This window comes from Deinococcus sp. HSC-46F16, from assembly GCF_024171495.1.
Taxonomy (GTDB): domain Bacteria; phylum Deinococcota; class Deinococci; order Deinococcales; family Deinococcaceae; genus Deinococcus.
This window is the reverse complement of sequence record NZ_JALJZW010000008.1, coordinates 1-26,683: the sequence shown is the minus strand read 5'-3', so window position 1 is coordinate 26,683 and position 26,683 is coordinate 1. Positions and strand designations below refer to the sequence as shown.

General features: G+C 69.9%; 30 protein-coding genes. 10 read left to right on the top strand and 20 right to left on the bottom strand.

Annotation, left to right across the window (positions count from 1 at the left end; genetic code table 11):
* Window positions 1-9 precede the first annotated feature (9 nt).
* Window positions 10-987, bottom strand: coding sequence for an ornithine carbamoyltransferase (argF, locus tag L1280_RS14315; protein WP_253582973.1), 978 nt, complete (start codon window positions 985-987; stop codon window positions 10-12).
* 102 nt (window positions 988-1,089) lie between these two features.
* Here argF and L1280_RS14310 point away from each other — a divergent pair, with 102 nt between their 5' ends.
* Genes L1280_RS14310 through L1280_RS14300 form a run of 3 tightly spaced genes read left to right on the top strand, consistent with a single transcriptional unit; the run spans window position 1,090 to window position 4,517 of the window.
* A complete protein-coding gene (locus tag L1280_RS14310; RefSeq protein ID WP_253582970.1) occupies window positions 1,090-1,998 on the top strand; it encodes an EamA family transporter in 909 nt (302 codons plus the stop codon).
* Between the two features lie 34 nt (window positions 1,999-2,032).
* The gene (locus L1280_RS14305; protein WP_253582969.1) at window positions 2,033-2,824 is read left to right on the top strand and encodes a histidinol-phosphatase HisJ family protein; all 792 of its coding nucleotides are present in this window, start codon (window positions 2,033-2,035) and stop codon (window positions 2,822-2,824) included.
* Window positions 2,817-4,517, top strand: a complete 1,701-nt coding sequence (locus L1280_RS14300; protein ID WP_253582968.1) for a helix-hairpin-helix domain-containing protein — start codon at window positions 2,817-2,819, stop codon at window positions 4,515-4,517. Before L1280_RS14305 ends, L1280_RS14300 begins: the two co-directional genes overlap by 8 nt.
* 56 nt (window positions 4,518-4,573) lie before the next feature.
* Here the strand turns inward: L1280_RS14300 and L1280_RS14295 are convergent, their stop codons facing one another.
* Genes L1280_RS14295 through L1280_RS14285 form a run of 3 tightly spaced genes read right to left on the bottom strand, consistent with a single transcriptional unit; the run spans window position 4,574 to window position 6,625 of the window.
* Window positions 4,574-5,422, bottom strand: a complete 849-nt coding sequence (locus tag L1280_RS14295) for a cytochrome c oxidase assembly protein (RefSeq protein WP_253582967.1) — start codon at window positions 5,420-5,422, stop codon at window positions 4,574-4,576.
* On the bottom strand, window positions 5,419-6,081 hold the full coding sequence (locus tag L1280_RS14290) for an SCO family protein (RefSeq protein ID WP_253582966.1): 663 nt from the start codon (window positions 6,079-6,081) through the stop codon (window positions 5,419-5,421). Before L1280_RS14290 ends, L1280_RS14295 begins: the two co-directional genes overlap by 4 nt.
* A 19-nt stretch (window positions 6,082-6,100) precedes the next feature.
* Window positions 6,101-6,625, bottom strand: coding sequence for a copper chaperone PCu(A)C (locus L1280_RS14285; protein ID WP_253582964.1), 525 nt, complete (start codon window positions 6,623-6,625; stop codon window positions 6,101-6,103).
* Window positions 6,626-6,757: 132 nt separating this feature from the next.
* Here L1280_RS14285 and L1280_RS14280 point away from each other — a divergent pair, with 132 nt between their 5' ends.
* Window positions 6,758-7,768 (top strand): LacI family DNA-binding transcriptional regulator, encoded by a 1,011-nt coding sequence (locus tag L1280_RS14280; RefSeq protein ID WP_253582962.1) that lies wholly within the window; start codon window positions 6,758-6,760, stop codon window positions 7,766-7,768.
* Between the two features lie 27 nt (window positions 7,769-7,795).
* On the opposite strand, the gene L1280_RS14275 is transcribed toward L1280_RS14280, so the two are convergent.
* A complete protein-coding gene (locus tag L1280_RS14275; RefSeq protein WP_253582961.1) occupies window positions 7,796-8,890 on the bottom strand; it encodes a GGDEF domain-containing protein in 1,095 nt (364 codons plus the stop codon).
* A gap of 144 nt (window positions 8,891-9,034) precedes the next feature.
* The gene (locus tag L1280_RS14270) at window positions 9,035-9,688 is read right to left on the bottom strand and encodes a thymidine kinase (protein WP_253582960.1); all 654 of its coding nucleotides are present in this window, start codon (window positions 9,686-9,688) and stop codon (window positions 9,035-9,037) included.
* A gap of 80 nt (window positions 9,689-9,768) precedes the next feature.
* Between L1280_RS14270 and L1280_RS14265 the strand changes: the two genes are divergently transcribed.
* Window positions 9,769-10,614, top strand: a complete 846-nt coding sequence (locus tag L1280_RS14265) for a hypothetical protein (RefSeq protein ID WP_253582959.1) — start codon at window positions 9,769-9,771, stop codon at window positions 10,612-10,614.
* A 123-nt stretch (window positions 10,615-10,737) separates the two neighbouring features.
* Here the strand turns inward: L1280_RS14265 and rpmE are convergent, their stop codons facing one another.
* The 11 genes from rpmE to L1280_RS14210 form a co-directional block, all read right to left on the bottom strand.
* A complete protein-coding gene (gene rpmE, locus L1280_RS14260) occupies window positions 10,738-10,956 on the bottom strand; it encodes a 50S ribosomal protein L31 (RefSeq protein WP_253582958.1) in 219 nt (72 codons plus the stop codon).
* 58 nt (window positions 10,957-11,014) lie between these two features.
* A complete protein-coding gene (locus tag L1280_RS14255; protein ID WP_253582957.1) occupies window positions 11,015-12,184 on the bottom strand; it encodes an amidohydrolase family protein in 1,170 nt (389 codons plus the stop codon).
* Window positions 12,185-12,204: 20 nt separating this feature from the next.
* Window positions 12,205-12,942 carry a sporulation protein gene (locus L1280_RS14250; RefSeq protein WP_253582956.1) on the bottom strand — a complete coding sequence of 246 codons (738 nt, stop codon included), beginning with the start codon at window positions 12,940-12,942 and terminating at the stop codon, window positions 12,205-12,207.
* 24 nt (window positions 12,943-12,966) lie between these two features.
* Window positions 12,967-13,740, bottom strand: coding sequence for a polyphosphate--glucose phosphotransferase (ppgK, locus tag L1280_RS14245; RefSeq protein ID WP_253582955.1), 774 nt, complete (start codon window positions 13,738-13,740; stop codon window positions 12,967-12,969).
* A 38-nt stretch (window positions 13,741-13,778) separates the two neighbouring features.
* On the bottom strand, window positions 13,779-14,612 hold the full coding sequence (locus tag L1280_RS14240) for a GNAT family N-acetyltransferase (RefSeq protein WP_253582953.1): 834 nt from the start codon (window positions 14,610-14,612) through the stop codon (window positions 13,779-13,781).
* 117 nt (window positions 14,613-14,729) lie between these two features.
* Window positions 14,730-15,089 carry a 50S ribosomal protein L20 gene (gene rplT / locus L1280_RS14235; RefSeq protein ID WP_253582951.1) on the bottom strand — a complete coding sequence of 120 codons (360 nt, stop codon included), beginning with the start codon at window positions 15,087-15,089 and terminating at the stop codon, window positions 14,730-14,732.
* A gap of 5 nt (window positions 15,090-15,094) precedes the next feature.
* Window positions 15,095-15,298: a 50S ribosomal protein L35 gene (gene rpmI, locus L1280_RS14230; RefSeq protein ID WP_253582950.1), complete on the bottom strand. Its 204-nt coding sequence runs from the start codon at window positions 15,296-15,298 to the stop codon at window positions 15,095-15,097.
* Between the two features lie 144 nt (window positions 15,299-15,442).
* Window positions 15,443-16,243: a GNAT family N-acetyltransferase gene (locus L1280_RS14225; protein ID WP_253582948.1), complete on the bottom strand. Its 801-nt coding sequence runs from the start codon at window positions 16,241-16,243 to the stop codon at window positions 15,443-15,445.
* A 560-nt stretch (window positions 16,244-16,803) separates the two neighbouring features.
* Window positions 16,804-16,995 (bottom strand): hypothetical protein, encoded by a 192-nt coding sequence (locus L1280_RS14220; protein ID WP_253582947.1) that lies wholly within the window; start codon window positions 16,993-16,995, stop codon window positions 16,804-16,806.
* A 25-nt stretch (window positions 16,996-17,020) separates the two neighbouring features.
* Window positions 17,021-18,940: an alpha-amylase family glycosyl hydrolase gene (locus L1280_RS14215; protein ID WP_253582946.1), complete on the bottom strand. Its 1,920-nt coding sequence runs from the start codon at window positions 18,938-18,940 to the stop codon at window positions 17,021-17,023.
* A gap of 101 nt (window positions 18,941-19,041) precedes the next feature.
* A complete protein-coding gene (locus tag L1280_RS14210; RefSeq protein WP_253582944.1) occupies window positions 19,042-19,305 on the bottom strand; it encodes a DUF2171 domain-containing protein in 264 nt (87 codons plus the stop codon).
* A 108-nt stretch (window positions 19,306-19,413) separates the two neighbouring features.
* On the opposite strand from L1280_RS14210, the gene L1280_RS14205 reads away from it, so the two are divergent.
* From L1280_RS14205 to L1280_RS14185, 5 genes are all read left to right on the top strand, one after another.
* Window positions 19,414-19,869, top strand: coding sequence for an NUDIX hydrolase (locus L1280_RS14205; protein WP_253582943.1), 456 nt, complete (start codon window positions 19,414-19,416; stop codon window positions 19,867-19,869).
* A gap of 50 nt (window positions 19,870-19,919) precedes the next feature.
* A complete protein-coding gene (proS, locus tag L1280_RS14200) occupies window positions 19,920-21,404 on the top strand; it encodes a proline--tRNA ligase (RefSeq protein WP_253582942.1) in 1,485 nt (494 codons plus the stop codon).
* A gap of 87 nt (window positions 21,405-21,491) precedes the next feature.
* On the top strand, window positions 21,492-21,962 hold the full coding sequence (locus tag L1280_RS14195; protein WP_253582941.1) for a GNAT family N-acetyltransferase: 471 nt from the start codon (window positions 21,492-21,494) through the stop codon (window positions 21,960-21,962).
* A gap of 126 nt (window positions 21,963-22,088) precedes the next feature.
* A complete protein-coding gene (gene leuS, locus L1280_RS14190) occupies window positions 22,089-24,563 on the top strand; it encodes a leucine--tRNA ligase (RefSeq protein ID WP_253582940.1) in 2,475 nt (824 codons plus the stop codon).
* Between the two features lie 124 nt (window positions 24,564-24,687).
* Entirely contained in the window at window positions 24,688-24,855 is a 168-nt protein-coding gene (locus L1280_RS14185) for a hypothetical protein (protein ID WP_253582939.1), read from the top strand.
* Between the two features lie 67 nt (window positions 24,856-24,922).
* On the opposite strand, the gene L1280_RS14180 is transcribed toward L1280_RS14185, so the two are convergent.
* The 3 genes from L1280_RS14180 to L1280_RS14170 form a co-directional block, all read right to left on the bottom strand.
* Window positions 24,923-25,168: a hypothetical protein gene (locus tag L1280_RS14180; protein WP_253582938.1), complete on the bottom strand. Its 246-nt coding sequence runs from the start codon at window positions 25,166-25,168 to the stop codon at window positions 24,923-24,925.
* Between the two features lie 77 nt (window positions 25,169-25,245).
* Window positions 25,246-25,401: a hypothetical protein gene (locus L1280_RS14175; protein ID WP_253582937.1), complete on the bottom strand. Its 156-nt coding sequence runs from the start codon at window positions 25,399-25,401 to the stop codon at window positions 25,246-25,248.
* A 49-nt stretch (window positions 25,402-25,450) separates the two neighbouring features.
* The gene (locus tag L1280_RS14170; RefSeq protein ID WP_253582936.1) at window positions 25,451-26,440 is read right to left on the bottom strand and encodes an alpha/beta fold hydrolase; all 990 of its coding nucleotides are present in this window, start codon (window positions 26,438-26,440) and stop codon (window positions 25,451-25,453) included.
* Window positions 26,441-26,683 lie beyond the last annotated feature (243 nt).

The window sequence follows — 26,683 nt, the reverse complement described above, 5'->3', positions numbered from 1 at the left end:
CCGATTCTCTCACCAGCGCGGCTTCATCTCGCCCATGACGTGGTAGAGCAGCGCCTTTTGCGCGTGCAGGCGGTTCTCGGCCTGGTCAAAGACGCGGCTCTTGGGATGCTCGGTCGCCTCGGGTACCGTCTCCTCGCCGTAGTGGGCGGGAAGGCAGTGTAGGAAGATGCCGTGCGGGGCGATGGTCTCCAGCATCGCGGGCGTGACCTGGTAGCCCCGGAAGGCGCGGCGGCGGATATCGGCCTCCGCCTCCTGGCCCATGCTGATCCACACGTCGGTGTACAGCACATCGGCGCCCTCGATGGCGGCGAGGTCGTTCGTCAGGGTGACCTGCACGCCCGCCTTGACCGCGTCCATCAACACGCCCGCGTTCGGCTCGTAGCCCACCGGGGTCACGATGGTGACGTCCGTACCCGTCAGGACACCGAGGTGGATGTGGCTGTTGGCGAGGTTGTTGCCGTCGCCGATATACACCACCCGCCGCCCGCGCAGGTCGGTGCCGAACTCCTGCTCGATGGTCTGGTAGTCGGCCAGCAGTTGCGCAGGGTGCAGCATGTCACTGAGGCCGTTGATAACGGGGATGGCCGCGTGGTCGGCGAGTTCCTGAAGCGTCTGCTGGAGGTACACCCGCCCCATCACCCCGTCCACCCACCGTTCGAGGTTGCGGGCCACGTCGCTCACGCGTTCGCGGGTGCCCAGGCCGATCTCCTGGTTGCTGAGGGTGATCGCGTGCCCGCCGAGCTGGTACATGCCCACGTCGAAGGTGGTACGGGTGCGCAGACTGGCCTTTTCGAAGATCAGCGCGAGGCTGAGGCCCGCGAGCGGCTTCACGTCCCGCCACTCGCCCCGGCGCATGGAGTGGGCGGTGTCCAGCACCGCACGCAGTTCCCCCGGCGTCATATCCAGATTGCTCAGAAAGTCGCGCCCGGCCATCACCGGGGTGGGCAACGTGGCGGGGATCAGGCGGGCAGGGGCGTCCAGCGTCATGGCGAGTAAGTATACGCGTTTATGCAAGAAGATGCAGAACCGGGGACAAGATTGGCGAGATTCGGCGTCCCCGGTTTCCCCGCGCCGTACACTCCGGAGCCGATGCCCCCTGCCCCCTCTCCCCTACCCGCCCGCAGCCTGCTCCTGGCCCTGCTGATCACCTTCATCTGGGGAGTGAACTTCGTGGTGATCAAGTGGTCGGTCTCGGACGCGTCGCCGCTGCTGGTCGCCGCGCTGCGCTTCGCGGTGGCGGCGTTTCCGGCGGTGCTGTTCGTGCCGCGCCCGCGCCTCTCTGCGCGAATTCTGTGGGGCTACGGCCTCGCGGTGGGGGTGGTGCAGTTTGGGCTGCTGTATCTCGCCGTGCAACTCGGCATGAGCGCGGGGGTGGCGTCGCTCTTGATGCAGACGCAGGCGTTTTTCACGGCTCTCCTTGCCGACCGCTTTCTGGGCGAACGCATCACGCCGCCGCAGATGCTGGGGATGGTGCTGGCCTTTGGGGGAATGGCGGTCATCGGGACGGCCTCGGGCGGGGACGTGACGCTGATCGGGCTGGGGCTCACGCTGGTGGCGGCGCTGGGATGGGCGATCAGCAACCTGCTGGTACGGGCGTCGGGCGGGGCCAACGTGTTCGCGCTGGTGGTCTGGAGCAGCCTGATCGCGCCGCTGCCGCTCGCGGGGCTGGCCGTGCTGACCGAAGGCTGGGACGCGGTGGTGGGCACGCTGACGGGTTCGGGGATCACGTTTTGGGCCGCCGTCCTGTTTATGGGGCTGGGCAATACCGTGCTGGGCTTCGGGGTCTGGAGCTGGCTGATTCAGCGGCATGGGGCAGCCCGAATCGCGCCCCTCTCGCTGCTGGTGCCCGTGTTCGGGATGCTGGCGAGCGCCGTCTTCTACCGGGAAGCCTTCCCCGCGCTCAAGCTGCTGGGAGCCGGGCTGGTCCTGGCGGGGCTGGTGCTGCATGTGCTGGGGGGCCGGGTGGGGACGCGGCTGGCGGTGCGCGGGGCGCAGTAGGACCGCCGCCTGCCGACCGCGTACCCTGTCCCCCATGAGCCTCCCCTCTGGCCTCTACGACTCGCACATGCACACGCCGCTGTGCGGGCACGCGACCGGGCACCCGCGCGAGTACGCGCAGGCGGCGCTGGACGCGGGCCTCGCCGGGCTGTGCTTCACCGACCACATGCCGATGCCCACGTGGTACGACGCGGGGTGGCGGATGCGGCTGGAACAACTGGCGGGGTACGTGGACACCGTGCGGGAGGTGCAGGCCGAATTCGCCGGGCGGCTGGACGTGCGGCTGGGGCTGGAGGCCGACTTTCACCCCGGCACCGAGCGCTTCGTGGAGCGGGTCCTTGCCGCGCACGACTGGGACTACGTGATCGGCAGCGTGCATTACCTGGGCGCGTGGGGCTTTGACAACCCGGAGTTCGTGGCCGAGTACGAGGACCGCGACCTGGGCCAGCTCTACCGCCACTACGCGGCGCTGGTGGAGGGGGCGGCGCGGACGGGCCTCTTTGACGCGCTTGGGCACCTCGACCTGCCCAAGAAGTTCGGGCACCGCGCCCCCGACGACTCGGCGCTGCTGCGCGTGCTGGACGTGGTGGCGGGGCTGGGGCTGGCCCTGGACTTCAATACGGCGGGGTGGCGCAAGCCGGTCGCGGAGGCCTACCCGTCACCGGAGTTGACCCGCGAGGCCGCCGCGCGGGGTATCCCCTTCGTGCTGGGGTCGGATGCCCACGCGCCCGCCGAGGTGGGCTTCCGCTTCGGGGACGCGCTGGCGCAGATCACGGAGGCGGGCGGCCGCATCGTCACCTTCCAGGGGAGGCAGGCCCGTGGCTGAGGTCACCCGCAAGGCGCTGGTGTCGGCCCTGAAAAGCACCGCCGACCTTCTCGACGTGCTGGGCGAGGACCCGTTCCGGGCACAGGCCTACCGGAGCGCGGCCCGCAGCCTGGAGGCACTCGACACCGATGTGCCCACGCTGCTGGCTTCCGGCTTCGCGGGGGTGCCCAAGGTGGGCAAGGGCATCGCCGCCGAGCTGCTCGCCTACGCCGAGGGCGGGAGCTTCGGGCCGCTGGAGGACGCCGCGAGCCAGGTGCCAGCTGGGGTGCTGGGCCTCTTCCGCGTGCGGGGGCTGGGGCCGAAGAAAATCCGGGCGCTGTGGGACGCCGGAATCGATTCGCTGGAGGGGCTGCGCGAGGCCGCCCGCGATGGCCGGGTCGCGGCCCTGAAGGGCTTTGGGGCCAAGAGTGCCGGAACCATTCTGGAGGCGGTGGAGTTCGCGCTGGGGGCACAGGACCGCCAGCACCTCTCTACCGGGCAGGCCGTAGTGGAAGGCTTGATCGCCCGTCTGGACGGCCTCGACCCCCGCCCTGCCGGGGACGTGCGCCGGGGGCTGGAGACGGTGCGGACGGCACGGGTGACGATCACAGGGACGGCGGAAGATGTGCGGGCACGATTGGAGCACGCCGTAGAGGACCTGGCCCCGCTGGAGGGCAAGCCACTGCTCGCAGGCCGGGTGGATGGCGTCCCGGTCGAGGTGGGCTACGCCTCCGCCGAGGTGCGCGGCGCCCTCGACCTGATGCTGGGCGGCAGCACGGCCTACCGCGAATCCTTGCGGGCCGAGGCCAAAGCGAAGGGCTTGGACCTCAGCGGGCGGGGGTTGCGGCGCGGCGACACCCTCCTTCCTACCCCGACCGAGGCCGACGTGACCCGCGAACTGGGCCTGCCCCTGCGCCCTGCCGAATACCGCGAGCCAGAGCACGACGCGGTGTGGGAGTCGCTGCCCTCGCCTGAAAAACTCGTGACGGTGACCGACATCCGGGGCATGCTGCACACCCACTCGGTCTGGTCGGACGGGGCCGCGACCCTGCCGGAGATGGTGGCGGCGGCGCGGGCGCTGGGGCACGCCTACCTGGGCACCGGGGACCACTCGCGGGCGGCGAGCTACGCGAACGGCCTGAGCCTGGAGCGGCTGCGGGCCTACGTCTCGGAGATTCGTGCCTTGCAGGGCGCGGGCCTGCCCATCCTCGCCGGGGCAGAGGTGGACATCCTGCCCGACGGCTCGCTGGACTACCCCGACGAGGACCTGCTGACCCTGGACTACGTGGTGGCGAGCGTCCACAGCCACTTCACCCTGGACCCCGCCCGGCAGACCGAGCGGCTGGTGCGGGCGGCCTCGCACCCCCTGGTGACCATCCTGGGCCACCCCACCGGACGGCTGCGGCTGCGGCGCCCCGGCTACGCGCTGGACCTCGACGCGGTGCTGGAGGCATGCGCGGCGAACGGCACGGTCGTCGAGATCAACGCCAACCCCTACCGCCTGGACCTGGACTGGCGGGACGTGCTGCGGTGGCGCGAGCGGCTGACCTTCGCGGTGAACACCGACGCCCACGTGCCTGGCGGCCTGGGCGACACCCGCTACGGGGTGGCGATGGCGCGGAAGGCGGGGCTGACTCCGGCGGGGGTGGTGAATACGCTGTCGCAGGAGGAATTCCTAGCGTTCGTGGAGCGGCAGCGGGGGGCGCGGGGGTAAGGCGCAGGCCGCACCAGCAAAAAGCCCCAGCTTGAACCGGGGCTTTTGCTGGCAGTTCAGTCCCCCACCGCGGGCGGCGTCCCCCCCTGCTCCCCGTCGGCCAGCTTGATCAGCCACATCATCAGCTGCACCAACGCCAGGGCCATCGCGGGCAGTCCGGCCACCATCATGATCCAGCCGCTGATCTGCTGGTTTTGCAGGGGGCTGAGGTCCCACAGGCACAGCGCCCCCACGTAGGGCGTGTACAGCACCTGCCGCGAGTACAGCCACACGCTGGCGACCGCCATCATGGGCAGGGCGGCAAGCAGGCCGAACCACCCGCGCGAGCCGATGTGCGCGGGCTGCACGGTGGGCAGGGGCCGCAGCACCACGCTCCAGACCATCAGGCTGCTCAGCAGGTACAGGGCGGGCAGCAGGGCGGCGGCCGTGTTCGTCACCACTGAGGCGTTGAAGCCCGCCGGGACGTTCCAGAAGATGATGACCGCACTCCACACCGCCAGCGCCACCCAGGGGTCGAGTAGCACGCCCAGCAATCGCCCGAAGGGACGGCGCGGGTCAATTTGAATCCCGCGCGGCAGCCCCAGCACCAGCAGTGGGGGCACCACCTCCGCGAGCACCATCAGCCGGGCCATGTACAGGGCCATGCTGTTCACCGTCAGGTTCGTCGCCGCCGACTGGGTGGAAAGAATCAGCAGCACCACGCCGAGGCCGAAGAGCACGGTCTTCCACACCGGCCAGTTCGCGCGGCCCTCCGGGGTGCGGCGGGCGCGGGCGTAGTGCCAGAAGTACAGCGCCGTCACCGCCAGCACAGGCAACCACACCAGCGGATCGAAGCGCAGGGCGAGCAGTTCGGCCAGGCCGGGGTTCAGGTCGGCGGGGGCCAGGGTCATGGGGAGGAAGGTCATGGCAGCGGGTTCTCCAGAACGTGGGTAAGGTCGCGCGTGACCCGCTCCACGTCGGTGAGCTGGGTGTAGTCCCACAGCACGCGGAGCTTGCCGCCCGCGTCAATCAGGTAGGTGGCGGTGGTGTGGTTGATCTGGTAGTCGTCCGGCCCCTCCACGTCCGCCTTCTGGTAGCCCACCCCATAGGCGCGGGCGACCTCCGGCAGCGCGGACGCGGGCACGCGCACCCCGGTGGCTTTCCCGAAGTATTCGACGTAGGCCTTGAGGCGCTCCGGCGTATCGCGCTGCGGGTCCACGCTGACCAGCACCACGTCCACCTTGTCGCGCTGCTCGGCGGGCAGCGCCTGCCGCGCCCGTTCGAGGTACGCCAGCGTCAGTGGGCAGATGTTGGGGCAGTGGGTGAAGCCGAAAAAGAGCGCGGTCGCCCGGCCCGACCCACCGGGCGTGAAGGTCCAGGGCTGGCCGTTCTGGTCGGTGCCCCGGAAAGGCGCCGCCGCCACCGGGGGCGTGTAGGCCGTGCCGTAGTAGGGAAAGGGACTCTGCACGCGGGCGTACACCCACGCGCCGCCCAGCACGAGCGTCACCGCCACCGCCGCCAGCAGCGCCGAGAGGTACCAGGGACGCGGGCGGGGGGCGGAGGGCAGCGGGGTGGGCTCAGTCATGGGCAGGGTCCTCGGGGGGTCAGGGCAGGCGGACGGTGGCGGAGACGGTCAGGGTGCGGCCGTCCCGCGCGACGAGCACCAGCGGAACACGCTCGCCGGGCTTGAGCGGCCGCATCAGGTCCATCAGCATCAGGTGGTCTCCGCCCGGCTTCAGGATGAGTTGCCCGCCCGCCGGAACGGTCAGGCTTTTCACCCCGCTCATGCCGACCCGCCCCTGGGCGTCGCGCCGGGTGGTCATCAGCATGACGTGTCCGGCGGCAGAGCTGCGGGCCGACGTGAGCACCACCGGGGTCTTGCCAGGATTGCGCAGGGTCATGCCCGCGCTCGTCTCGGTCGCGCCAGGCGGCACCGCGACCACGCTGGCCCCCTGCACGGTGAGGGGCAGGCGCTGGGCCGAGGTGGCAGAGGAGGACGGGGCGGGCACCGCGTGGGTGGAATGGGCCACCGGAGCAGAGGGTTGCCCCGCCTGGCTGCGAATCGCGGCGGCGGGAATCACGACGGCGGCGAGCGCCAAGGAGAGGAGCAGGGGGGTGGGTCTGGACATGAGGAGTGGGAGCCTCCGAACAGGGGCGCGGGAGGAAGCGGGGGGCCAGCAATGCCCGCAGTCTAGGGTGGGGGGGTCGGCCCTTTGTCCCCGGCTCCGTGGGTGGGCAGGGAGGGAGCGGCACGCTGCGCTATGGTGGAAGGTGACGTGACGCGCAAACCCACGATTCAGGATGTGGCCCGGCGGGCCGGGGTGGGGGTCGGCACCGTGTCGCGCGTGCTGAACAACCACCCGTCGGTGCGCGGCGCCACGCGCGAGGGCGTGCTGCGGGCCATCGCCGACCTCGACTACACCCCCAATCCGCACGCCCGCCGCATCGCAGGGGGCAAAAGCTACACCATCAGCGTGCTGCTGCCCGTCGTGACCACCGAGTTCTACGTGCGGCTGCTTGACGGGCTGGAGAGTGCCTTTCAGGCCGCCCGCTACGACGTGGCGATCTTTCCGCTGCTCGACCGCTCGCGGCTGGAGCGCTACCTGGGCTCGCACACGCTGGCCTATCAGGCCGACGGGCTGGTGATGGCCACCTACAACCTCACCTCGCTGCTCGCCGAACGGCGGGTCCGCACCGGGCAGCCCACGGTGCTGGTCGACGCCTACGCCGAGGGGGTGGACTGCGCCTACATGGACAACGTAACGGGCGGGCGCCTCGCCGGGGAGTACGCGGCGACCCTGCCGGGGGACCTGTATGCGGTCTGGGTGGAGACCGAACTCGACCAGCTCTTCACCACCCGCGTCTTCGAGGACCGGCGCAGCGGATTTGTGGCGGCCCTCACGGCGGCGGGGCGGCCCCTGCGCGGCGAATTCACCGCGAGCTTCGACCCCCTCGCGGCCCGGACGGTCGCCGCTGGCCTGCTTGACGCGGCGGCGCTGCCCTGCACGGTCTTCGCCTCCGCCGACCTGCTGGCGGGCGCCCTGCTGGACGAGGTCCACGCACGGGGCTTGACCATCGGCGAGGACGTGCGGGTGATCGGCTTCGACGACCAGCCGTGGGCGGCGGCCCGCGCCCTGACCACCCTGCACCAGCCCGTCGAGGCGATGGGGTTTGAGGCGGCGGGCCTGCTGCTCGGGCGGCTGGGCGGCTACCGGGGTCCGGCCCGCGCCCGGCGTTTCGACCCCCGGCTGGTCGTGCGCGGCTCGGCGTAGCGCGGCCCCTCCAGAAGGGCGCCGGGCTCAGCGCTCCCGGTCCGGGCGGCTGTGGCCCACGGGCGACCGTTCCGCGTGCTGCACGCCGTCGCGGCCACGCGCCTTGGCCGCGTACATGGCCTCGTCGGCGCGGGCCACCACCCGCTCGGGCGGCTCGCCGGGCGCGGAGACGGCCACGCCGAACGACGCCGTGATGCCCCTCACCCCGTCCACCCGTTCCTGGGCCAACCGCGCCCGCAGGGCGGCCAGCAGGGTCCGCAGCGTGCCCGGCTCCAGCGGCGGCAGGATCAGCATGAACTCTTCCCCGCCCCAGCGGGTCGCTACGCCGCCGGGGGGCAGCAGCTCGCGCGAGAGACGGGCCGTCATCTGCAAGACCCGGTCACCCACCGCGTGCCCGTAGGTGTCGTTGACCGCCTTGAAGTGGTCGAGGTCGAACACCACCAGGATGAAGGGGCGCCCGGCGTGCGCGAGTTCGGCCAGCCGCTCCTCCCCGGCCCGGCGGTTGGCGAGGCCGGTCAGCGCGTCCTGCCGGGCCGCCTGCCGCGCCGCCAGAAGTTGCCCGCGCTGCGCCCCGAAGGTCGCCTGCATCAGGATCATGATCAGGCCGACGATCTGAAACTGCATCACCGAGGCCGCGAGGTCCACGCTGCGGGCCTCCGGACCCCAGAAGACGCGGTAGAGGCACACCGCCAGCGCCAGCAGGTACGTCACCGCCGACCATTGCAGCGCCTCGCGCGGGGCGAACAGCAGGAAAGCTCCGGCGTACAGCACCGGAAACCAGTAGGTGCTTTCGCTGAGCAGCGAGAGGTGCCCGCCGCCGCTGCCCGGCCAGGGCCACAGCCCCACCAGAAAGTAGACCGTGAGCCCCAGCAGCGCCGCCCGCGCCGCCGGAATCAGGCCGATCCAGCGCCGCCGCACGCACAGCAGCAGCCCCAGCAGCAGCAGCGTGAGCAGCGGCAGCGCGATCAGGTCGCGCGGCGTGGGCGTCGGCCACTGGATCGCCAGCGTCCCCAGGCAGGCCAGCGTTCCCACCCAGGCCAGTTGCCCGAACATCCGCCGCTGGGTCCGCGCCGTGTAGTCCCAGGCCAGCGGGTCGGCGGAGTCGGAACCGGGTTGGGTCATACAGGCCCTCCAGAAAACCGGTGGCGGAGACAGGCGGGCAACGTGTCCGGTGGCTCCATTGTGCGGGTTCTCGCGGGTCCTGTGCGCTGAGAGGCGACCGAAGACTTTAGTGAAACTTGGCCCAGAGGCGGGACTTTCTCAACTTCAGCGCACCTGCGCCTCATGGGCCGGAGCCGGGTTGGCGGCGGCAGGCCGCACCGTGTGGTGAACCCGGCAGCGGGCCTCGTAGGTTTCCTGGGCACCGACGAGCACCACGGGGTCGTCGTAGCGGGCAGGCTGCCCCGCGATCAGGCGCTGCGAGCGGGTCGCCGGGGCGCCGCACACCGTGCAGATGGCGGTCAGCTTCTCCACACTCTCAGCCCGCGCGAGCAGGTCGGGCATGCAGCCGAACGGCTCGGCCCGGAAGTCGAGGTCCAGCCCCGCCAGAATCACCCGCACCCCGGAGGCCGCGAGGTCCAGCACCAGCGGCCCGAGTTCCGGCCCGAAAAACTGCGCCTCGTCGATGCCCACCACGTCGGGCAGGGTCAGGGAGGGGTCGGAGAGCAGCTTGCCCTCGCCCAGCAGGTGCGCCCGAATCGCCGCCGCGCCCGGCACCGCCACCGCTTCCAGGCTGCGGCCCGCGTGGCTGGCGACGTGCGCCGCGTGGTAGCGGTCATCGAGCGCGGGCTTGAACACCGCCACCCGCTGCCGGGCGATCACCGCCCGCGTCACCCGCCGGATCAGTTCCTCGCTTTTGCCGCTGAACATCGGCCCGACGATGACTTCGAGGTGGCCGCCGTGGTAGGGGGACTTCAGCACGGGGGGAAGTATGCCACCCAGCGGAGCTGGGGAGGTCGGAGCGTCACGCGCGGGTCAGGGGGGCGGGGTAGCCTCGGCCCATGAAGCGCCACGCCCTGGCCCTCACGTCCGTTCTCCTGGCTGGCATGGCGCATGCCCAAACCGGGCTGGACGAGCTGGCCCCAGACGAGTGGCCGCACCTGCTGCGGGCGGCGCGGGCGGTTCCCGGTTTCGCGGGACTGGCGTTCGTGCCGGTCGAGGGGACCAGGGTGCTGGTGCCTGCCCTGACAACTCCGGGCCGGGAGGAGCAGGCCCGGCGGTGGCTCCAGTCGGACCCCTTCTGGAACAAGGTCGCGGCGGGGAAGCCGGGCGTCACGCGCGGTTCCCAGCCCGTGAAGTACAGCGGCGTGCAACTCGTTCAGGCGGCGCAGGCTCTGAAGAAGCGCAGCCCCAACTTGACCGTGCGGGTGAACACGACCCTGAACCGCGTCACCGTGTACGCCCCGGCGGGCGTGTTCCGCCCCGTTGCGAGGGCAGCGGGCGTGGAGAGGTTCGTCGAATCCGCTTACGAGTACGAGCGAGCGCCCCGGGTGCGGTTCAGCGTGCAGCCGCGCACGGTGAGCCTCGCGGCGATCCGGGCTGCGAAAAGTCCCTCTCAGGTCGTGCCGCGCCTCCAGGTCCGCGTCACGAATCCCACCGGAGCCCCGCTCCTTTTCACCTACAGTTGCGGCGGCAGCCTCCCGGTTCAGGTGGCCGACCGCATGGGCCGCGTGGTTCCCGAACAAAGCGGCGCAGCCTGCACCGAGGAACTGAACTCGGCCCTGATCCAGCCGGGGCAGACGCTGACCTTCCCCAGCTTCCCCTTCACAAAGATGAGCCACCTCCAGCCTGGGCCGTACCAGTGGCTGATCGGGGGACAGCTCCTCCCCTTCACCCTGAGGCCCTGAGGCGAACCGCGAGAAACACCCCACCCCGTCAGGCGGGGCGGACCAGCCAACAGCAAAACCCCCAGGGCGGCCCGGGGGTTCATTCGCTTCGCGCTTCGCTCGGCCCCTGGGGGGCGGCGAGAATTACTTCTTCTTCGTGCGGTAGCTGTCGCCGAAGCGCTTGTTGAACTTGTCCACACGGCCCTCGGTGTCGACGAAGCGCTCCTCGCCGGTCCAGAAGGGGTGAACGCCGCTCCACACGTCCACGTGAATCTCGGGACGGGTGCTGAGGGTTTCCATGACAACCTTGCCCTGGTAGATGATCTTGGTGGGAACGGCCTTGGGGTGAACGTCTTTCTTCATGTTGAACCTCCTCCGTCACGTCGTTGTGCGTGACGGGCAACCGCAGCAGCATATCACGTCACCAGACGAAGCGGTCATCCCAGGCGTCCCCACGCCGCAGCAGCGGTGGGCGCGTGCCGGTGACCCGGTGTCCCCCCTTGACGGCGGCCCGGACGATCACGCGGGGGTCCAGGGTGGGATACCGGGTGCGGGCAAAGGTCACCTCGTCGCGCACGTCGAGGCTGCCGCCGCTGGCGACCGAGTCGGTGCCCAGCGCGACCTCCACTCCCCCTGCGGCGAAGGCCGCCCAGGGAAAGGTCCCGCAGTCGAGGTGCGCGTTGGACCGGGGGCAGCTCACGACCGCGCACCCGGCGGCAGCCACCCGCGCGATGTCCTCCGGGGTCACGTTCACCATGTGGATCAGGGTGGGCCGTGCCCGCAACACGCCGAGTTCGTCGAGGTAGCGCACCGGGGTCAGGTCCGGCTCTGGCTCCCGCCCGATCACCTCCGCGAAGGTGCCCGGATACAGGGCCGGGAGGCGGTGCTCCCACAGGGGACCGCCCCCGGTGCGGAAGAGTTCGGGCTCGGCGGGATGCTCGGCCACATGAATCTGGAGCGGCAGGCCCTCACCCACCGCGTACTCGGTCACCCGCTGCATCAGGCGGTGGCTGACGGTGAAGGGTGTGTGCGGCGTGAGGCCCACCCGCAACCCACCGGGCCGCTCCAGGCGCCGCCAGCGCTCCACCCGCCCCCGCACCTCCGCGAAGATCAGGTCGGCCCGCTCGGGAAAGGTGCCCAGCACCTCGAAGTACAGCACCCCGGTCAGGTCCTCGCGCGGGAGGAGCGCGTCCATCACGTCGGCGGCCCACACGATGTCACCCACCGCGCCCGTGCCCAGCCGGGCAAGTTCGGCGGCCCCCGCGAGCGCCCCCGCCACCCCGCGCCGGTGCCGCTGCGCAATCACGACCTCCGGCAGCCAGCGGAAGTAGGGCAGCGCCTGAAAGTCGTAGGCGCTCATGTCGAGGTGGGTGTGCGCGTTGACCGGCGGCGGCGCAATCACGGCCCCGGCCCGGCGCTCGCGGGCGTGCGGAAAGTTGGCCCGCAGGGTGGCCGGGTCTCCTGTCGCCGCGATTACCCCCCCGGACACCACCACCCCGCCCGGCGCGTGCCCACCCCCGACGCCCGTGTACAGCACGTCGGCGGTGAGCAGCTCGGGGAGGTGGGGGTCGGCGGCAGACATGGGGCGCATTCTGCCGCGCCCTTCCCCGCTTACGCCAGCGCCTGTACCCGCGCCCCCAGCTCGCGGGCCACCGCGTCCGGCCCCCCGGCGAGCAGCGAGGCGGGCACGTGCCAGCGGCCCCGCTGCTCGAACTCGGAGGTGAACAGGCTGGCGAGGCCGGTCGCGCGGCGGTCCACCTCCAAGATCACGTCGAGGCCGCCGCCGGGGGCCGGAAGCATCATCATTTCCAGTTCCTGAATGCGGTACTGCCCGTAGGGGGGCCGGAAACTCAGCTCCTGCACGATGCGCCCGTGGTGGTACTCGACCTCGCTGCCCGCCAGCGAGAAGCCCAGACGCTCGGCAGCGCCGATTACGGCTTCCATCTCCCGGCTGGGAAGAATCTGGAGCTGGTCGGTGTCGCCGGGGTCGGCGGCCCCCGCGATGTCTGCGTCGGTGACGAGCCATACCGCTGTGCCGCGCAGGGTCAGCGGTGTGCCCGCGGGAACCGGAAGCTGAAAGGGGTACTCCTTGCGCTCGCCGGGCTGGAGGGTGAAGCCCGGCACCACCGGCTGCGAGAAGAGGGTGTGCGTGACGTAGTTGTCGTCGCTCTTGTAGCGGGTCGCCAGGCCGAGGTTCAGGCGCTCGATCTTTTGCTCGGTGCTGCCTCCCTCCACCAAGATCACGCCGGAGACACTCTCGCCCACCCGCACCGCTGGGTTGTGTACCCGCGCGTCCACCCGTGCCCCGCCGACGCCGACCGCCGCCATCATCCGTTTCAGAAATCCCATACAGATCACCGTACGGGGTGGCGGTCAGGGAAGTTCCTGGGTCAGCTCCCCTGGCTGGCGGGCGGCGGCCATCATCGCGGCACCGACGATGCCGGAGTCGTTCTGGAGGGCGGCGGGCACCACTTTCGTGCGGTCGGTCTGGAGGTGCGGCTGCCACTTCTCGGCCCGCTTGCTGACGCCCCCGCCGATCACGAACAGCTCCGGCGAGAAGAGGCGTTCGAGGTGCTGAAGGTAGGTGCTCACGCGCTTGGCCCAGCCCTTCCAGTTCAGGTCGTCGCGTTCGCGGGCGCGGTCGGACGCCCAGCTCTCGGCGTGCTTGTCGCCCTTGAGCCGCAGGTGCCCCAGTTCGGTGTTGGGCACCAGCACCCCGCCATGCATCAGCGCACTGCCGATCCCGGTGCCGAAGGTCAGCACGAGCACCACGCCGGGCACGTCCCGCGCGGCCCCGAACTGCGCTTCCGCAATTCCGGCGGCGTCCGCGTCGTTGACGAGGTACACGTCGCGCCCGGTGGCCTCGGTGAACAGGGCGTCGGCGTCCAGCCCGATCCAGGCCTCGTCCACGTTGGCCGCACTCAGGGTCTTGCCGTGCTGCACGATGCCGGGAAAGGTCACGCCCACCGGCCCCCCGTGCCCGAAGTGCCGCACGAGTTCGGCCACGACCACCTTCACGTCGTCGGGGCGGGCGCCCGCAGGGGTGGGAATGCGCCAGCGCTCGGCCGTGAGCTGCCCCGTCCGCGTGTCCACGGGTGCACCCTTGATGCCGCTGCCGCCGATATCGATGCCCAGGATCACGCTCATGGGGTACAGGGTAAGGGAAGAAAGGAGGAAAGGGGCTTTCAGGACCGGGAGCGCGGCCGCGTGAACAGCCACACCTCCCGGCCCTGCGGCCGCTCCCGGAACCCGCAGTGCGTGTAGAGGCGACGGGCAGCAGCGTTGTCCTCCCGGACCTGCAACGTGAGGCGGGCCGTGCCGGGGGGCTGCCGCCGGAGCAGCGCGTCCACCAGCCGAGCTCCCTCCCCGGTTCCGCGTGCCTCTGCTGCCACCGCGAGGGCGACAATCTCCCGTTCTCCCCCGCCGCGACTCTGAAGATGTGCCGCGCCCACCACCGCGCCCTTCTGCCAGGTTACCGCGAGGTCGCCCCCGGCCCAGAGGTGCCGAAGTTCCTCCGGCGGATAGTCCTTGAGGACGCCCAGCACTTCCGCCGCCGCCTGAGCGTCCCGCAGGGAGAGAGGCTCGCTGGGAACATGGCCCGCCGAACGGACCTCGCGGTCCAGACGAAGGTACCTGTGTACATCGGTGACCTCCAGATGCTGCTCAATCAGGGCACGCCGGGCCACGTCGTTCGGGAAAAGGTCGAAGCGCAGGCGCTCCCCGGCCGCCAGAGCGGGCGATGAGGAGAAGGCCCGCAGCAAGGCCGCCAGAATCTCGGGCTGCTGCGGACCAGGCACGGCATAGAGTTCCGCGACCTGCACTCCCCCGCCCGCCGCGAAGAAGCGCAGGAAGCCGAGCGGAGTCCCCGCCGCGTCCCACGCGACCACCCAGCCGGGAGGCGCCGGGTCGGGAAAATAAGCCTGCTCGTCGGCCAGGTCGAAGTCCGCCCGCCCGAACGAGGCCGCGAGGAGGGGTTCGAGCGCGGTCAGGTCCGCACGGTGCCAGGGGCGAACGTCCATAGGCCCCCATCCTCGGCCCCGCGCCCAGCCCCTGCATCCGCCGAATGACCAGCCTGTCTCCCACACCACAAAAAACCGCCCCCACGCGGGAGGCGGCTGTTGGGTCGACCCTGGGGGTTACTGGTTCCGGGCACCCTTGGCCGCGTCCACGAGGGCGCGGAAGGCTTCGGGCTCGCGGGCAGCGATGTCCGCGAGGCTCTTGCGGTTGAGGTCCACCCCAGCCCGCTTCAGGCCGTTGATGAAGGTCGAGTAGTTCATGCCGTGCAGGCGGGCGCCCGCGTTGATGCGCTGAATCCACAGGCGGCGGAAGTCGCGCTTCTTGTTGCGGCGGTCGCGGTACTCGTAGGTCGCGGCGTTGAGCAGCGTCTGGAAGGCGTTGCGGTACTGCTTGGAGCGGCTGCCCCAGAAGCCCTTGGCCCGCTTGAGCACCTTCTTGTGGCGGCGGCGGCGAATCGTTCCGGTCTTGGCGCGTGGCATCTAAATCACTTCCTCCCGGTGACGAGCCCGAGCTTCATGCGGGCCCACTCGCTCTTGGCGAGCACGAAGCCCTTGCCCTTGCCGCGAATCTCGTCGCCGCTCTTGCCGGTGTTCTGGTGGCGCTTGCCACTCTTGAACGCCATGACCTTGCCGGTGGCCGTGACCTTCACCCGGCGGGTCATGCTCTTTTTGGTCTTCATCTTGGGCATGTGCTCTCCTTAGTCCGGTCGCGCCCACCTGGGCGGGGCTTCCGTCTGGGGTGCGGGCCGTTTCCTGTTCGGAAACCGTTGGTCGCCCTGCCCCACTTGACCAAGGAAGAACTATACGCGGGCGGCGGGGGCGGGGGCAAGAGGTCAGGCGGGCCGGAAATACATCTGGGTGGCGACGTGGCGGCTGCCGTTGCTGGCAAGGATGCGGCGCATGGCGTGGTTGTCGGCCCCGGTGCCGCCCGCGTGCATGGTGAACTGTTCGGCCGCGCGGGCGAGCAGGTGCGCGTGCAGGCGGGTGCCGAGGCCCTGGCCGCGTGCGCTGGGGTGGACGCCGATCTGATCGAGGCTGGCCCACTCCGGACGCCCACTGGGACCGAAGGCCCCCAGCGCGACCGGCTGACCGGAAGTGTCGGGCAGGACGACCAGATGCCACCCCTCCCGCAACTCGAACCCGGCGCGGCCCAACGCACCGAGGAGCACCCGAACGGCGGGATCGTCAGGAGTCACACTCCTGGCCTGTGGGTCTGGGACGAAGGTCCGGGCACGCAGGTCCGTCTCATACATCACGTGTTCCTCGTCCAGCACCCACCCGGCTCCCTCAACGGGAGCGGCCCTCAGTGGCGCGAGGTTGTCCTGAAGCAGCAGCTTCCGCTCCGGCTCGGCGCGGTCGCGCAGGGCAAGGGCCAGGGCGGTGACCCCCTCCGGCATCACGTCCGGGCGAAAGCGGGGAAAGACAGGCACCTGCGGGGCGGCCGAGATCAGGGCTGTTCCCTCTATGCCCCGCTCGGAGCGCAGAATCAGCAGGTTTTCCAGCCGGACCCGGCCCGCCGCGACATTCTGGCGCAGGATAGGGAGGCGTTTTGCCACGTCCTGTGGGTCAGGGTGCAGCGCGAAGAAGTCGGCGAGGGTGTCCAGCGTGGGCGTTTCAATCGTGTACGTGTTCAAGGGGTGACCTCGGTCGGCGGGTCACCGGGCAGGCGTCGGCGCTGAATCAGGGACGGCTCGCGGTGACCGGGAGGCGGGCGGACGGTCCGGCGTGATCGGCGGGGGTGGGTTGCGTCATGGAAACCTCCGGGGGTGCAGCAAGGCTGCGGGCAGCCTACGCGACGGCCCGTCCTCCGCCTCGCCGATCTGCTGCCCGCAGGCCAATCGGCTTAGCTCGGGCTGGACGACCCCGCACCTGGGCCACCTGGCCTCCGGACCGTCCAGCCCCACCGGCTACCTGTAAACGGAGCCGTAGTAAGAGGCCATCCCGTAAAGCGCGACCAGTCCCACCAAGGAAATAACGAGAAAAAATTGCCCGGCGATACGGGTGCTCACTTGCCTCGACCGTGCTCCCAAGGTCCAGAGCAGGCCCCCCAGCAAGGCCGTGCCAAGCAACACAAGCTCCATTGTCGTACCCTAACGCCCCGCTCGAATGCCAAAGGCGCGGAGGGTCGGCGCTGCCGGAAGTCCGCTCTCAGCAACAGGTTTTCGGAGAGGCCTGCGAGGACAGGCCAACGCCTTCAACCCGCCGACCCCGGCCCCGCGTTGCCGGACCCTGCGCGGCGGATGGCTCCCAGCAGCCGTCCCAGAGCTTCGGCCGTCGCCTGGGCTTCCCGACGAACGTCCGGGTCACGGGCGAGGTGTGCGAGACGCTCAGTCGCCCGGCGGGAGGCGTTCAGGGCCGCCTCGACGCCGCTGCGAGGAACCTTCATCCGCGTTTTCATGGTGTCCCCAACCCTATAAAGCCTGCGTCAGCCACAGCGTCCGGTATCCCTCCAGCCGCAGCGTGGGACGGTCAAGGTGCAGGCGGCTCCCCGTCAGCGCGTCCACCGCCTCCGCGCCCAGCGCCTCGCGCAGCTCCCAGGCGGGCAGCACGACCTCCGCCTCGCTGAAGTTGTAGACCTGCACCATCACCCCGAGGGGATGGTCGCGCCGCAGCAGCAGCACCCGCCCGTCGGGGCTGGGCATCGGCCAGCTTTCCACGCTGGCGTGCAGGTGGGGCAGGCTCCGCCGGGTGGCGATCAGGTGCCGCAGCCCGGCATTCACCCGGCCCGCCGGGGTGTCCGGCTCGCTCCCCACGCGCCCCGCCAGCTCCCAGTCCATGCGCGGGCGGTGCACCCAGCGGTTGTCGGCGGCGTGTTCGGGCACGTCGGCATAGCCGGAGTCGTTCAGGAGCGCGAGTTCGTCGCCCATGTACAGCAGCGGCACCCCGCCGAAGCCCAGGATGACCGCGTGGAGCAGCAGCACTCGGCGCACCGCGTCGTCCACCCGGCCCACGTCCCCGGCCTCCAGCGCCGCCTCCAGCCCGGCGAGGCTGGCCGCCGATCCGCTGATGCGGCGGTCCCCCGTCTGCGGGTTGTGCTGAAAGACCAGCCCCCGCGCAAAGGACCCCGGAAACTCGCCGCTGTAGAAGTCCGAGAGGAAGTGGCGGTGCGCCGGGCCACTCAGTCCCGCATGGGCCGCGTCCTCGTCAGAGATCGCCCAGCCGATGTCGTCATGGCAGCGCACATAGACGCCCCAGGTGGTGTTCGTCGGCTTGGGCGGAAAGGCCCGCAGCGCCTCGGCGAAGAGGCGGGTGTCCCGGCTCGCCAAGCTGCTCCAGAGCTGCACCATCAGGCTGTTGTGGTAGGCCATGTCCGACACCCGCCCGTGGTGCGCCCCGCGTCCCAGGTAGCCCATCAGCTCGGCGGGGGCGACGATGGCCTCGGCCTTGAACGCGACCGCCGGGGCCACGATCCGCGCCGCCGCCCGCAGCGCCCGCGTCAGGTGGTGTACCTCCGGCTCGTTCTGACAGGCCGTGCCCAGCCGCTTCCACAGGAAGGCGATGGCGTCCAGCCGGAAGACCTCCACCCCCTGGTTGGCGAGAAACAGGATCAGGTCCACGAACTCCAGCCACACGTCCGGATTGCCCCAGTTCAGGTCCCACTGGTACGCGTTGAAGGTGGTCCAGACCCAGCCTCCCGCCTCCGGGTCCCAGGTGAAGTTGCCCGGCGCAAAGTCGGGAAAGACCTCCGGCAGCGTGCGCTCGTAGAGGTCGGGCAGGGTGCGGTCGGGGTGAATGTGGAAATAGGCGCGGTATTTTTCCTCGCCCGCCCGCGCCCGCCCAGCCCACTCGTGCTCACGGGCGACGTGGTTGAGCACGAGGTCCAGCACCAGGCTGATGCCCCGGCCCCGCAGCCCCCGCGCCAGCTCGGCGAGGTCGTCCATCGTCCCCAGGTCGGGCCGCACCGCCCGGTAGTCGGCCACCGCGTAGCCGCCGTCGTTCTCGCCCTGGCGGGGCTTCAGCAGCGGCATCAGGTGGAAGTAGCGGACCCCCAGGCCCTCCAGATAGTCCAGCCGTCCGCCCACTCCCGCCAGCGTTCCGGCGAAGCGGTCGGCGTAGGCCACGTAGCCCACCATCTCCGGCCCTTGCAGCCAGTCGGGGCGCAGCAGCCGGGCCTCGTCCAGCCGCCGCAGGTCGGCGGGACGGTCCCGGAAGCCCCGCACCAGCACCTCCAGCAGCCGCGCCGGGAGGTCGCCCAGGTCATTGCCGTACACCGCCCGCAGGCTCGCCAGCAGATCGTCCCCATACCGTTCCAGCCGCAGCGCGAAGGTACCGGCGTCGCGCTCGTCGGGGAAGGCGGCGGGGGGCGATGCGGGAAAACCGGAGGCAGACACGTCTCTCAGGATAGAGCGCCACTGGAACCGATTCCAGCGGGGTAGGCAAAGAGGAAAAAGGGCGGTGAGGTTGCCCCCACTGCCCCAGATGACGGCTCCAGTTACTGCACGGCGTTGCGTTCGACGTTCAGGTACACCGCCACGTCGTCCATGCTCTCGACCTGCGAGAGGGGCACGTAGTGGTGCTGCCCGTCGGGACTGTCGGTGCGGGTCAGCTTGAGCTGGTCGCCCTCTACGTGGTCGACGGTGCCGACGTGCTCGCCATTCACGTCCTTGACCTGAAGGTGCTCGCCCTGGGCTTCCAGGCGCTCGCGCAGGTCCTGCTCGATGCGGCGGGTGATCTCTCCGGTGTCGTTCTGGGTCATGGGGTCAGCGTAGGCCGCCCCCCGCGTGCGGCAGATGACAGGACGGTGCAGGCCAGGGCACTGAACGTTGGGCGAACCGTCATCCAGCAGCCCCGGTATGCTCGGCCCATGAGTTCACCCCCGCCGCGACAATGCGCCGCCGTCCTCCTCATCAATGAGCGGGGCGAGGTGCTGCTGGTCCGTCAGGCCTACGGACGGCAGTTCTGGGGCCTGCCCGGTGGGATCGTGGACCCCGGCGAGACGCCGCTGGGGGCCGCCGTGAGGGAGGCGCGGGAGGAGGTAGGAGTGGAGGTCGCGCTGGAGGGAGTTGTGGGCGCCTACCTTCTTCAGGGTGGGGGCTGGCCGGACATCCAGGCGTATGTCTTCGCGGGGCGGGTTTTGGCGGGCGAACCCAGGCTGGCCGCACCCCAGGAACTCAGCGCCCTGGCGTGGTGCCCGCTAGGTGAATGGCCCTCTCCCCTGCTGCCGGACGCGCTCGCCGCGCTGGAAGACCTCCGGGCGGGCCGCACCGGGGTCGTGAGAACCGTTCAGCGCCACGTGTCTCTCCACGGGGTCCCGCTCTAGGCCACCTGGCCCTCTGCGGCATGCGCCCCGGCCGACTATGCTGTCGGGCGATGACGAAAGACGGCGGCAAGCAGGACAAGAAGGCGCAGCAATACGGCGTGACGCCCCAGAGCGCAGATTTCAACGACTGGTACAACGAGGTCGTCAAGAAGGCCGACCTAGCCGACAACAGCCCCGTTGCGGGTGCGATGGTCGTGCGCCCCTACGGCACGGCGCTGTGGGAGAACATCGTGCGCTGGCTCGACGACCGCTTCAAGGCGACCGGGCACGAGTCGCTGATCTTCCCCACCCTGATTCCGATGGGCTTCATCACCAAGGAAGCCGACCACGTCGAGGGCTTCGCGCCGGAGCTGTTCACCGTGAGCAAGATCGGCACCGAGGAACTGGCCGAGCCCTACGTCATGCGCCCCACGTCAGAAACGATCATCGGGCACATGTGGGCCGGGTGGCTGAACTCCTACCGCGACCTCCCCTTCCTGCATTACCAGTGGGGCAGCGTGTTCCGCGCCGAGCTGCGGACCAAGGCCTTCCTGCGCACCTCCGAATTCTTCTGGCACGAGGGCCACACCGCCCACGCGGATGAAACCGAGGCCCGCGCCGAAGTCCGCCAGCAGCTCGACCTCTACCACGAGTTCTGCCGCGATATGCTCGCGCTTCCCGTCGTGCGCGGCGAGAAGACGGCCTCCGAGCGCTTTGCCGGAGCGGTCGCCACCTACTCCATCGAGGGGATGATGCGCGACGGCAAGGCGCTGCAATCGGGCACCTCGCACTACCTGGGGCAAAACTTCAGTAGAGCTTTCGACGTGAAGTTCCAGACTCGCGAGCAGAAGGAGGAGTACGCCCATACGACGAGCTGGGCGATCTCCAGCCGCATCATCGGGGCGATCATCATGACGCACGGCGACGACTTCGGGCTGATCATGCCGCCCCGCATCGCGCCGGTTCAGGTCGTGGTGATTCCGGTGGGCCGCAAGGAGAACTTTGGCGAGATGGTGGAAGAAGGCGAGAAGTTGGCCGCCGAACTCCGCGCCCAGGGCCTGCGGGTCAAGGTGGACAAGCGCGACGGCGTGACCAACGGCTTCAAGTACAACGACTGGGAACTCAAAGGCGTGCCTGTGCGCATCGAGCTGGGGCCGCGCGACCTGGAGGCGGGCGTGGTCGTCGTCAAGAACCGCAACAGCGAGGAAAAGGAGACGCTGAGCCGCGCCGAGGCCGTCTTGGGCATGGCCGCCCGTCTGGACGCCATCCACGACTGGCTGCTGACCCGCGCGACCGACTTCATGCTCTTGCACACCGTGAAGGCCGACGATTACGGCACCTTCCGGCAGGCCATCGAGGACGGAAACTGGGTCCGGGCGCACCACTGCGGGCAGCCCGAGTGCGAGAAGGCGATCAAGGACGACACCAAGGCCACCGCCCGCAACGTGCCCCTGGACGACGCCGAGTTCTTCGCCGAAAAGGAAGAAGGCCCCTGCGTGCGCTGCGGGCAGCCGGGCGCGTATGACAAGCGGGTGATCTTCGGGCGGCAGTACTGAGGAAAGGAAGCCGTCAGCCGTCAGGGGCCGTTCACGGGGGGTGAGCGGTCCCTTTCGCGCGGCCGGACGGCGGCCTACGCTGCCGACATGCTCATCCGTCCCTTTGACCCCAAGGACCGCGACGCCTGCCTGGCCCTGTTCGACTCGAATCTGCCCGAGTACTTCGCGCCGCACGAGCGGGCCGAGTTCGGGACGTGGTTGCGGGACCCCGGCGAGTATTTCGTTCTGGAAGACGGCGGGCGGGTCGTGGCCTGCGGCGGCGTATGGCTCGACTCAGAGGACCCGGAACGCCCGGCAGGCTTGAGTTGGGGCATGGTCGCGCGGGGCGCCCACCGCCGGGGGTATGGCTCGGCACTCCTGCACTTCCGGCTGGAGCGGCTGCGGGAACTGGGGGCCGCCGAAATTCACCTCGACACGTCGCAGCACAGCGCCCCCTTCTTTGCCCGCTTCGGTTTCCGGGAGCTCCGGCGGGTGCCGGGCGGCTACGGGCCGGGGCTGGACCGGGTGGACATGGTGGCCGAGGCTGGCCTCCTGACCCCCGAATCCGTATTACACTGACGCCATGATCCGCTCTGCGCTTTCCAGCCGGGGACGCCGCGACTAGCCTAAAGCTTGCGCGTGTGTCCCCGGCTGTGTCTAAGCCGGGGCGATTTTTTGGCCTACCGCCGCCCAAGGAGCCTGCCCATGACCACCGAACCCACCCCGAAGCCCGCCATTCAGGAGCCCCGCGCCGAGCGCTACAACCCCCACGCCATCGAGCCCCGATGGCAGGAGCGGTGGGAGCAGGAGGGCCTGTACACCTTCCGCGAGGACCCGGCCAAGACCAAGCACTACGCGCTGACCATGTTCCCCTACCCCTCCGGGAACCTGCACATCGGGCACTGGTACGCCAACGTCGCGCCCGACGCCCGCGCCCGCTGGATGCGGATGCGCGGCTACAACGTGCTGTTTCCGATGGGCTTCGACGCCTTCGGGCTGCCTGCCGAGAACGCGGCGATCAAGCACGGGCGCGACCCGGCGCAGTGGACCTACTCGAACATCGAGCACATGACCGGGCAGTTCCGGCGCATGGGCACCATGATCGACTGGAGCCGCAGCTTTGCCACCTGCGACCCCGAGTACTACCGCTGGAACCAGTGGTTTTTCACCGAGTTCTTCCGCCGGGGCCTGGCCTACAAAAAGGGCGGGCTGGTGAACTGGTGCCCCAAGGATCAGACCGTGCTGGCCAACGAGCAGGTCGTCGGCGGCGCCTGCGAGCGCTGCGGCACCCCGGTCGAGCGGCGCAACCTGAGCCAGTGGTACCTGAAAATTACCGACTACGCCGAGGAACTGCTGGACTTCAGTGACACCGACATGCCCGAGCGCGTGCGGCTGATGCAAACCAACTGGATCGGCAAGTCGGTGGGCGCGGAGGTCACCTTCCCCACCCCCGCCGGGCCGGAAACGGTCTTCACCACCCGCCCCGACACCCTGATGGGCGCGACCTTTCTGGTGCTGGCCCCCGAGCACGCTAAGGTCGAAGCCCTGACCACCCCTGAGCAGGCCGACGCCGTGCGGACCTATGTCGAGGCGGCGGGCCGCAAGACCGACGTGGAGCGCCAGCAGGAGGGCGAGAAGACCGGCGTGTTCACCGGCAGCTACGCCACCCACCCGGTGAGTGGCGACCCGCTGCCGGTCTGGGTCGCCGACTACGTGCTGGTGACCTACGGCACGGGCTCGATCATGGCCGTGCCCGCCCACGACGAGCGCGACTTCGCCTTCGCGCGGAAGTTCGGGCTGCCCATCCGCGAGGTCATCCGGCCGGAGGGCGAGACGGGCATGGGCGAGAACCCGGAGGAGGCCTACGTCGGGGAGGGCGTGATCGTGAACTCCGGCGAGTTCGACGGGCTGCCGGGGGGCAAGGCGAGCATCGGCCAGATTATCGAGCGGCTGGAGGCGCGGGGCGTCGCGCAGGCCCGCACGACCTACCGCCTGCGCGACTGGCTGGTGTCGCGCCAGCGCTACTGGGGCACGCCCATCCCCATCGTGTACTGCGCCGAGCACGGGGCGCAGCCGGTCCCCGCTGACGAGTTGCCCGTCCGCCTGCCCGAAAACGTCGAGTTCACGCCCACCGGCCAGAGCCCGCTGAAGCTGGACCGCGAGTGGACGGCCACGACCTGCCCGGTGTGCGGCGGCCCCGCCGAGCGCGATACGGACACGATGGACACCTTCGTGGATTCGAGCTGGTACATGTACCGCTACCTGTCCCCGCGCGACGACGCGCACCCCTTCGACCCCGCCAGGGCCGACCTGCTGCCGGTGGACCTGTACACGGGCGGCATCGAGCACGCCATCCTGCACCTGCTGTACTCGCGCTTCTGGACCAAGGTGATGCGCGACATGGGCCTGACCACCCAGAATGAGCCGTTCAAGTGGCTGCGGAATCAGGGCATGATTCTGGGCGAGGACGGCGACAAGATGAGCAAGAGCCGGGGCAACGTGGTCGACCCCGACGACCTGGTGCGCGAGTACGGCGCCGACACGGTGCGCACGTACCTGATGTTCATCGCCCCGTGGGAACTGGGCGGCCCCTGGGACCCGCAGGGCATCAACGGCCCCGCCAAGTGGCTGAGCCGCATCTGGGCGCTGTACTTTGACGCGAAGGCGGTCGGCCCGGAGGAGGGCGTGACCGAAGCCGAGTTGCGCTACGCCATTCACTCCACCCTGAAGAAGGTCACGGGCGACTTCGACCGCCTGAGCTTCAACACCATCGTCGCCTCGTTAATGGAGCTGACGAACACGCTGGTCAAGGCCAAGCGCTCGCCCGTCTTCGGGACCCCCGCCTGGGAGGAGGCGCTGGACATCTTTAACCGGATGCTGGCCCCGGTCGTGCCCCACATCGCCGAGGAAATCTGGACCGAGCGCAGCGGTGCCGGAAGCGTCCACGTCCAGTCCTGGCCCGAGGTAGACGAGGCCGCCGCGACCCGTGACACCGTGACCATCGGCGTGCAGGTGGGCGGCAAAGTGCGCGGTCAGGTCGAGATTTCCAAGACCGCCACCCAGGAAGAGGCCCTGGCTGCCGCCCGCGCCAACCCGGACGTGGCCCGCTTCGTGGAAGGCAAAGCGACGGTGAAGGAGATCTACGTGCCGGGGCGGATCATCAATATCGTGGTGAAGTGAGCCTCTGAACAACGGCTCCACCCTTACATCTCGGGTGGAGCCGCTTCTTTATCCCCGTCGTCTGCTCAAGATTGCTTGGGCCGACCGCCGCCCCCGCCTTACCTGCCATTGCTGCAATGCCCGTATGGACACCCAGAACCAGGCGGCGCCCCAGACCACGGAAGACCTCGAAGTCAGGAAGGCCCGGCTGCGGCAGCTCATCGAGGAAGGGCGGAAGGACGAGCTTTCGGAGGAGGACTACCTCTTCGCAGTCAAGAACACCCTAATTCTGGATGGACAGACAGAAGCCTGACCCCAACGGGAAAGTCCCACCCATGCCGTCTGGCGGGGTGGGACCTTCTTTCGCAGGTTGTCTGAACTCAGGACTTGCCGGTGTTGGGGTCGATGTCCGGAATGTTGGGCGTGGCGCTCGCCGTGCCCTCGATGTGATCATCGACGTACTCGTCGGACGCCTGGGCACCGGGCTCCTGGCGTGCTCCCCGGCCGGGGTTGGCGTTCAGCTTGGCGGCCTCCTGATCGGTGAGGTCCGTGCCGGTATCGGGCTGGATGTCCCCGGTTGCGTTCTGCTTGGTGCCGCTCTCGTCGTTGCGCTCGTCTCGGGTCATGCTGGGGCCTCCTGGAGTGGATTTGCCCGGCAGCATACGGCCCCGGCGGGGGGCAGGCCCCGCCCCTAACGGGTTGCTTAAGGCGCGGCTTCCGGAGCGGGCAGCGGGACGTCTGCGGGAGCGGACTCCTCGGGCAAGGCGTCTTCGGAAGGGAGCGGGAGGTCCACCGCCAGAGCCTCGCGCAGCAGGAGGACCTGATCAGCGTTGGCCTGGGCGTGGGCGTCATCGGTCATGGGAGGCATGGTGACACGCCACCGGGGGGCTTGCGGGCGAACTTGCCGGTCAGCGGGTCGCCGCCCAGAAGGCGTCCAGCGCGGCCCGCACCTCGGGCAGCTTCTCGAAGTGCGGCAGGCCGTCGGTGCCCTCGATCCGCACGGCCGTCACGTTCGGCTGCGCGTCGAAGAGAGGCAGGCGCTCGAAGCTCACGAAGCCGTCGCGGTCGTACAGCACGGTCACGGGCACCTGGAGCTTGCTGTAGAGGTCGCGGTAAGCGTCCGGCGTGAACAGCACCCCGCTGATGAAGAAGAGGGGCGCATTCTTGGCCCCCGGCTGCCGGGCCGTTTCCAGGCTGTAGGCGATCAGCCCCTCGTTCACCGGCCCCCGGAAGGAGCGGCTCAGGAAGTATTCGATGCTGGGGCGGGTCCGCAGCACGGCGTAGAGGGGCGTGCCCACCGTATCCAGGGTGCGGTAGAGGCGGCTGCCGCCGTCCCGCTCGCTGGCCTGCTGGGTGCCGTTGCGTGGCTCGCCCAGCCCGCTGGGGCTGATCAGGGCCAGGGTGCGGATGCGCGGCTCTGCGAGGGCCGCCCGCGCCGCGAACTCGCTGCCCAGGCTCAGGCCCACCACGTCCACCTCCCCCCCGAGTTCGGCCACCAGCGCGGTCAGGGCCTGGGCCATCAGCTCGGGCGTATAGCGAATATCGGGGCGGTCGCTGCCCCCGAAGCCGGGCCACTCCAGCGCATACAGGGGGCGGGTGCCCGCGTAGGCGTCCCACAGCGGCTTCATCTCGTAGGCGCTCGCCGCCGCGTTGACGGAGTGGGTCAGGATCAGCGGGCGCCCCGTGCCGCGCGGGTCGGCGTAGTAGGCCACGCGCCCGAAGCCCGGCAGCGTCAGGAACCGCCGCTCACCGGAGAGGGCGGGGCTCAGCGTGGGGGCTGGGGCTGCCGTGACCTGAGCGGCTTGCGATGGGGCCGGATCGGTCTGGGCCACTGCGCCCCCAGCCAGCAGCGCAGCAGCGGCAAGAGCGGTAGTCAGCGAACAGATGAGGTCGCTCATGACTTCATCCTGATGGCTCGGGCGGGGGCGTCTGTCACCCCAAACGCCAAGATTTGCGTTGGCCTCACGTTCCCTCAAGGGGAAGTCACCCCCGCGTCAGTTTGGGAGGCGAGAGTGAGAGGTATGAAAAAGATGCTGTTAGGAGCGGCTAGTACAGCGTTCATTTAATACGAATGGCTTCGTAGTGCCGTCCTAGCGTCCGGCGGGCGACCTGGGTGGAGAACTGCCAGTTGAGGGTGACGC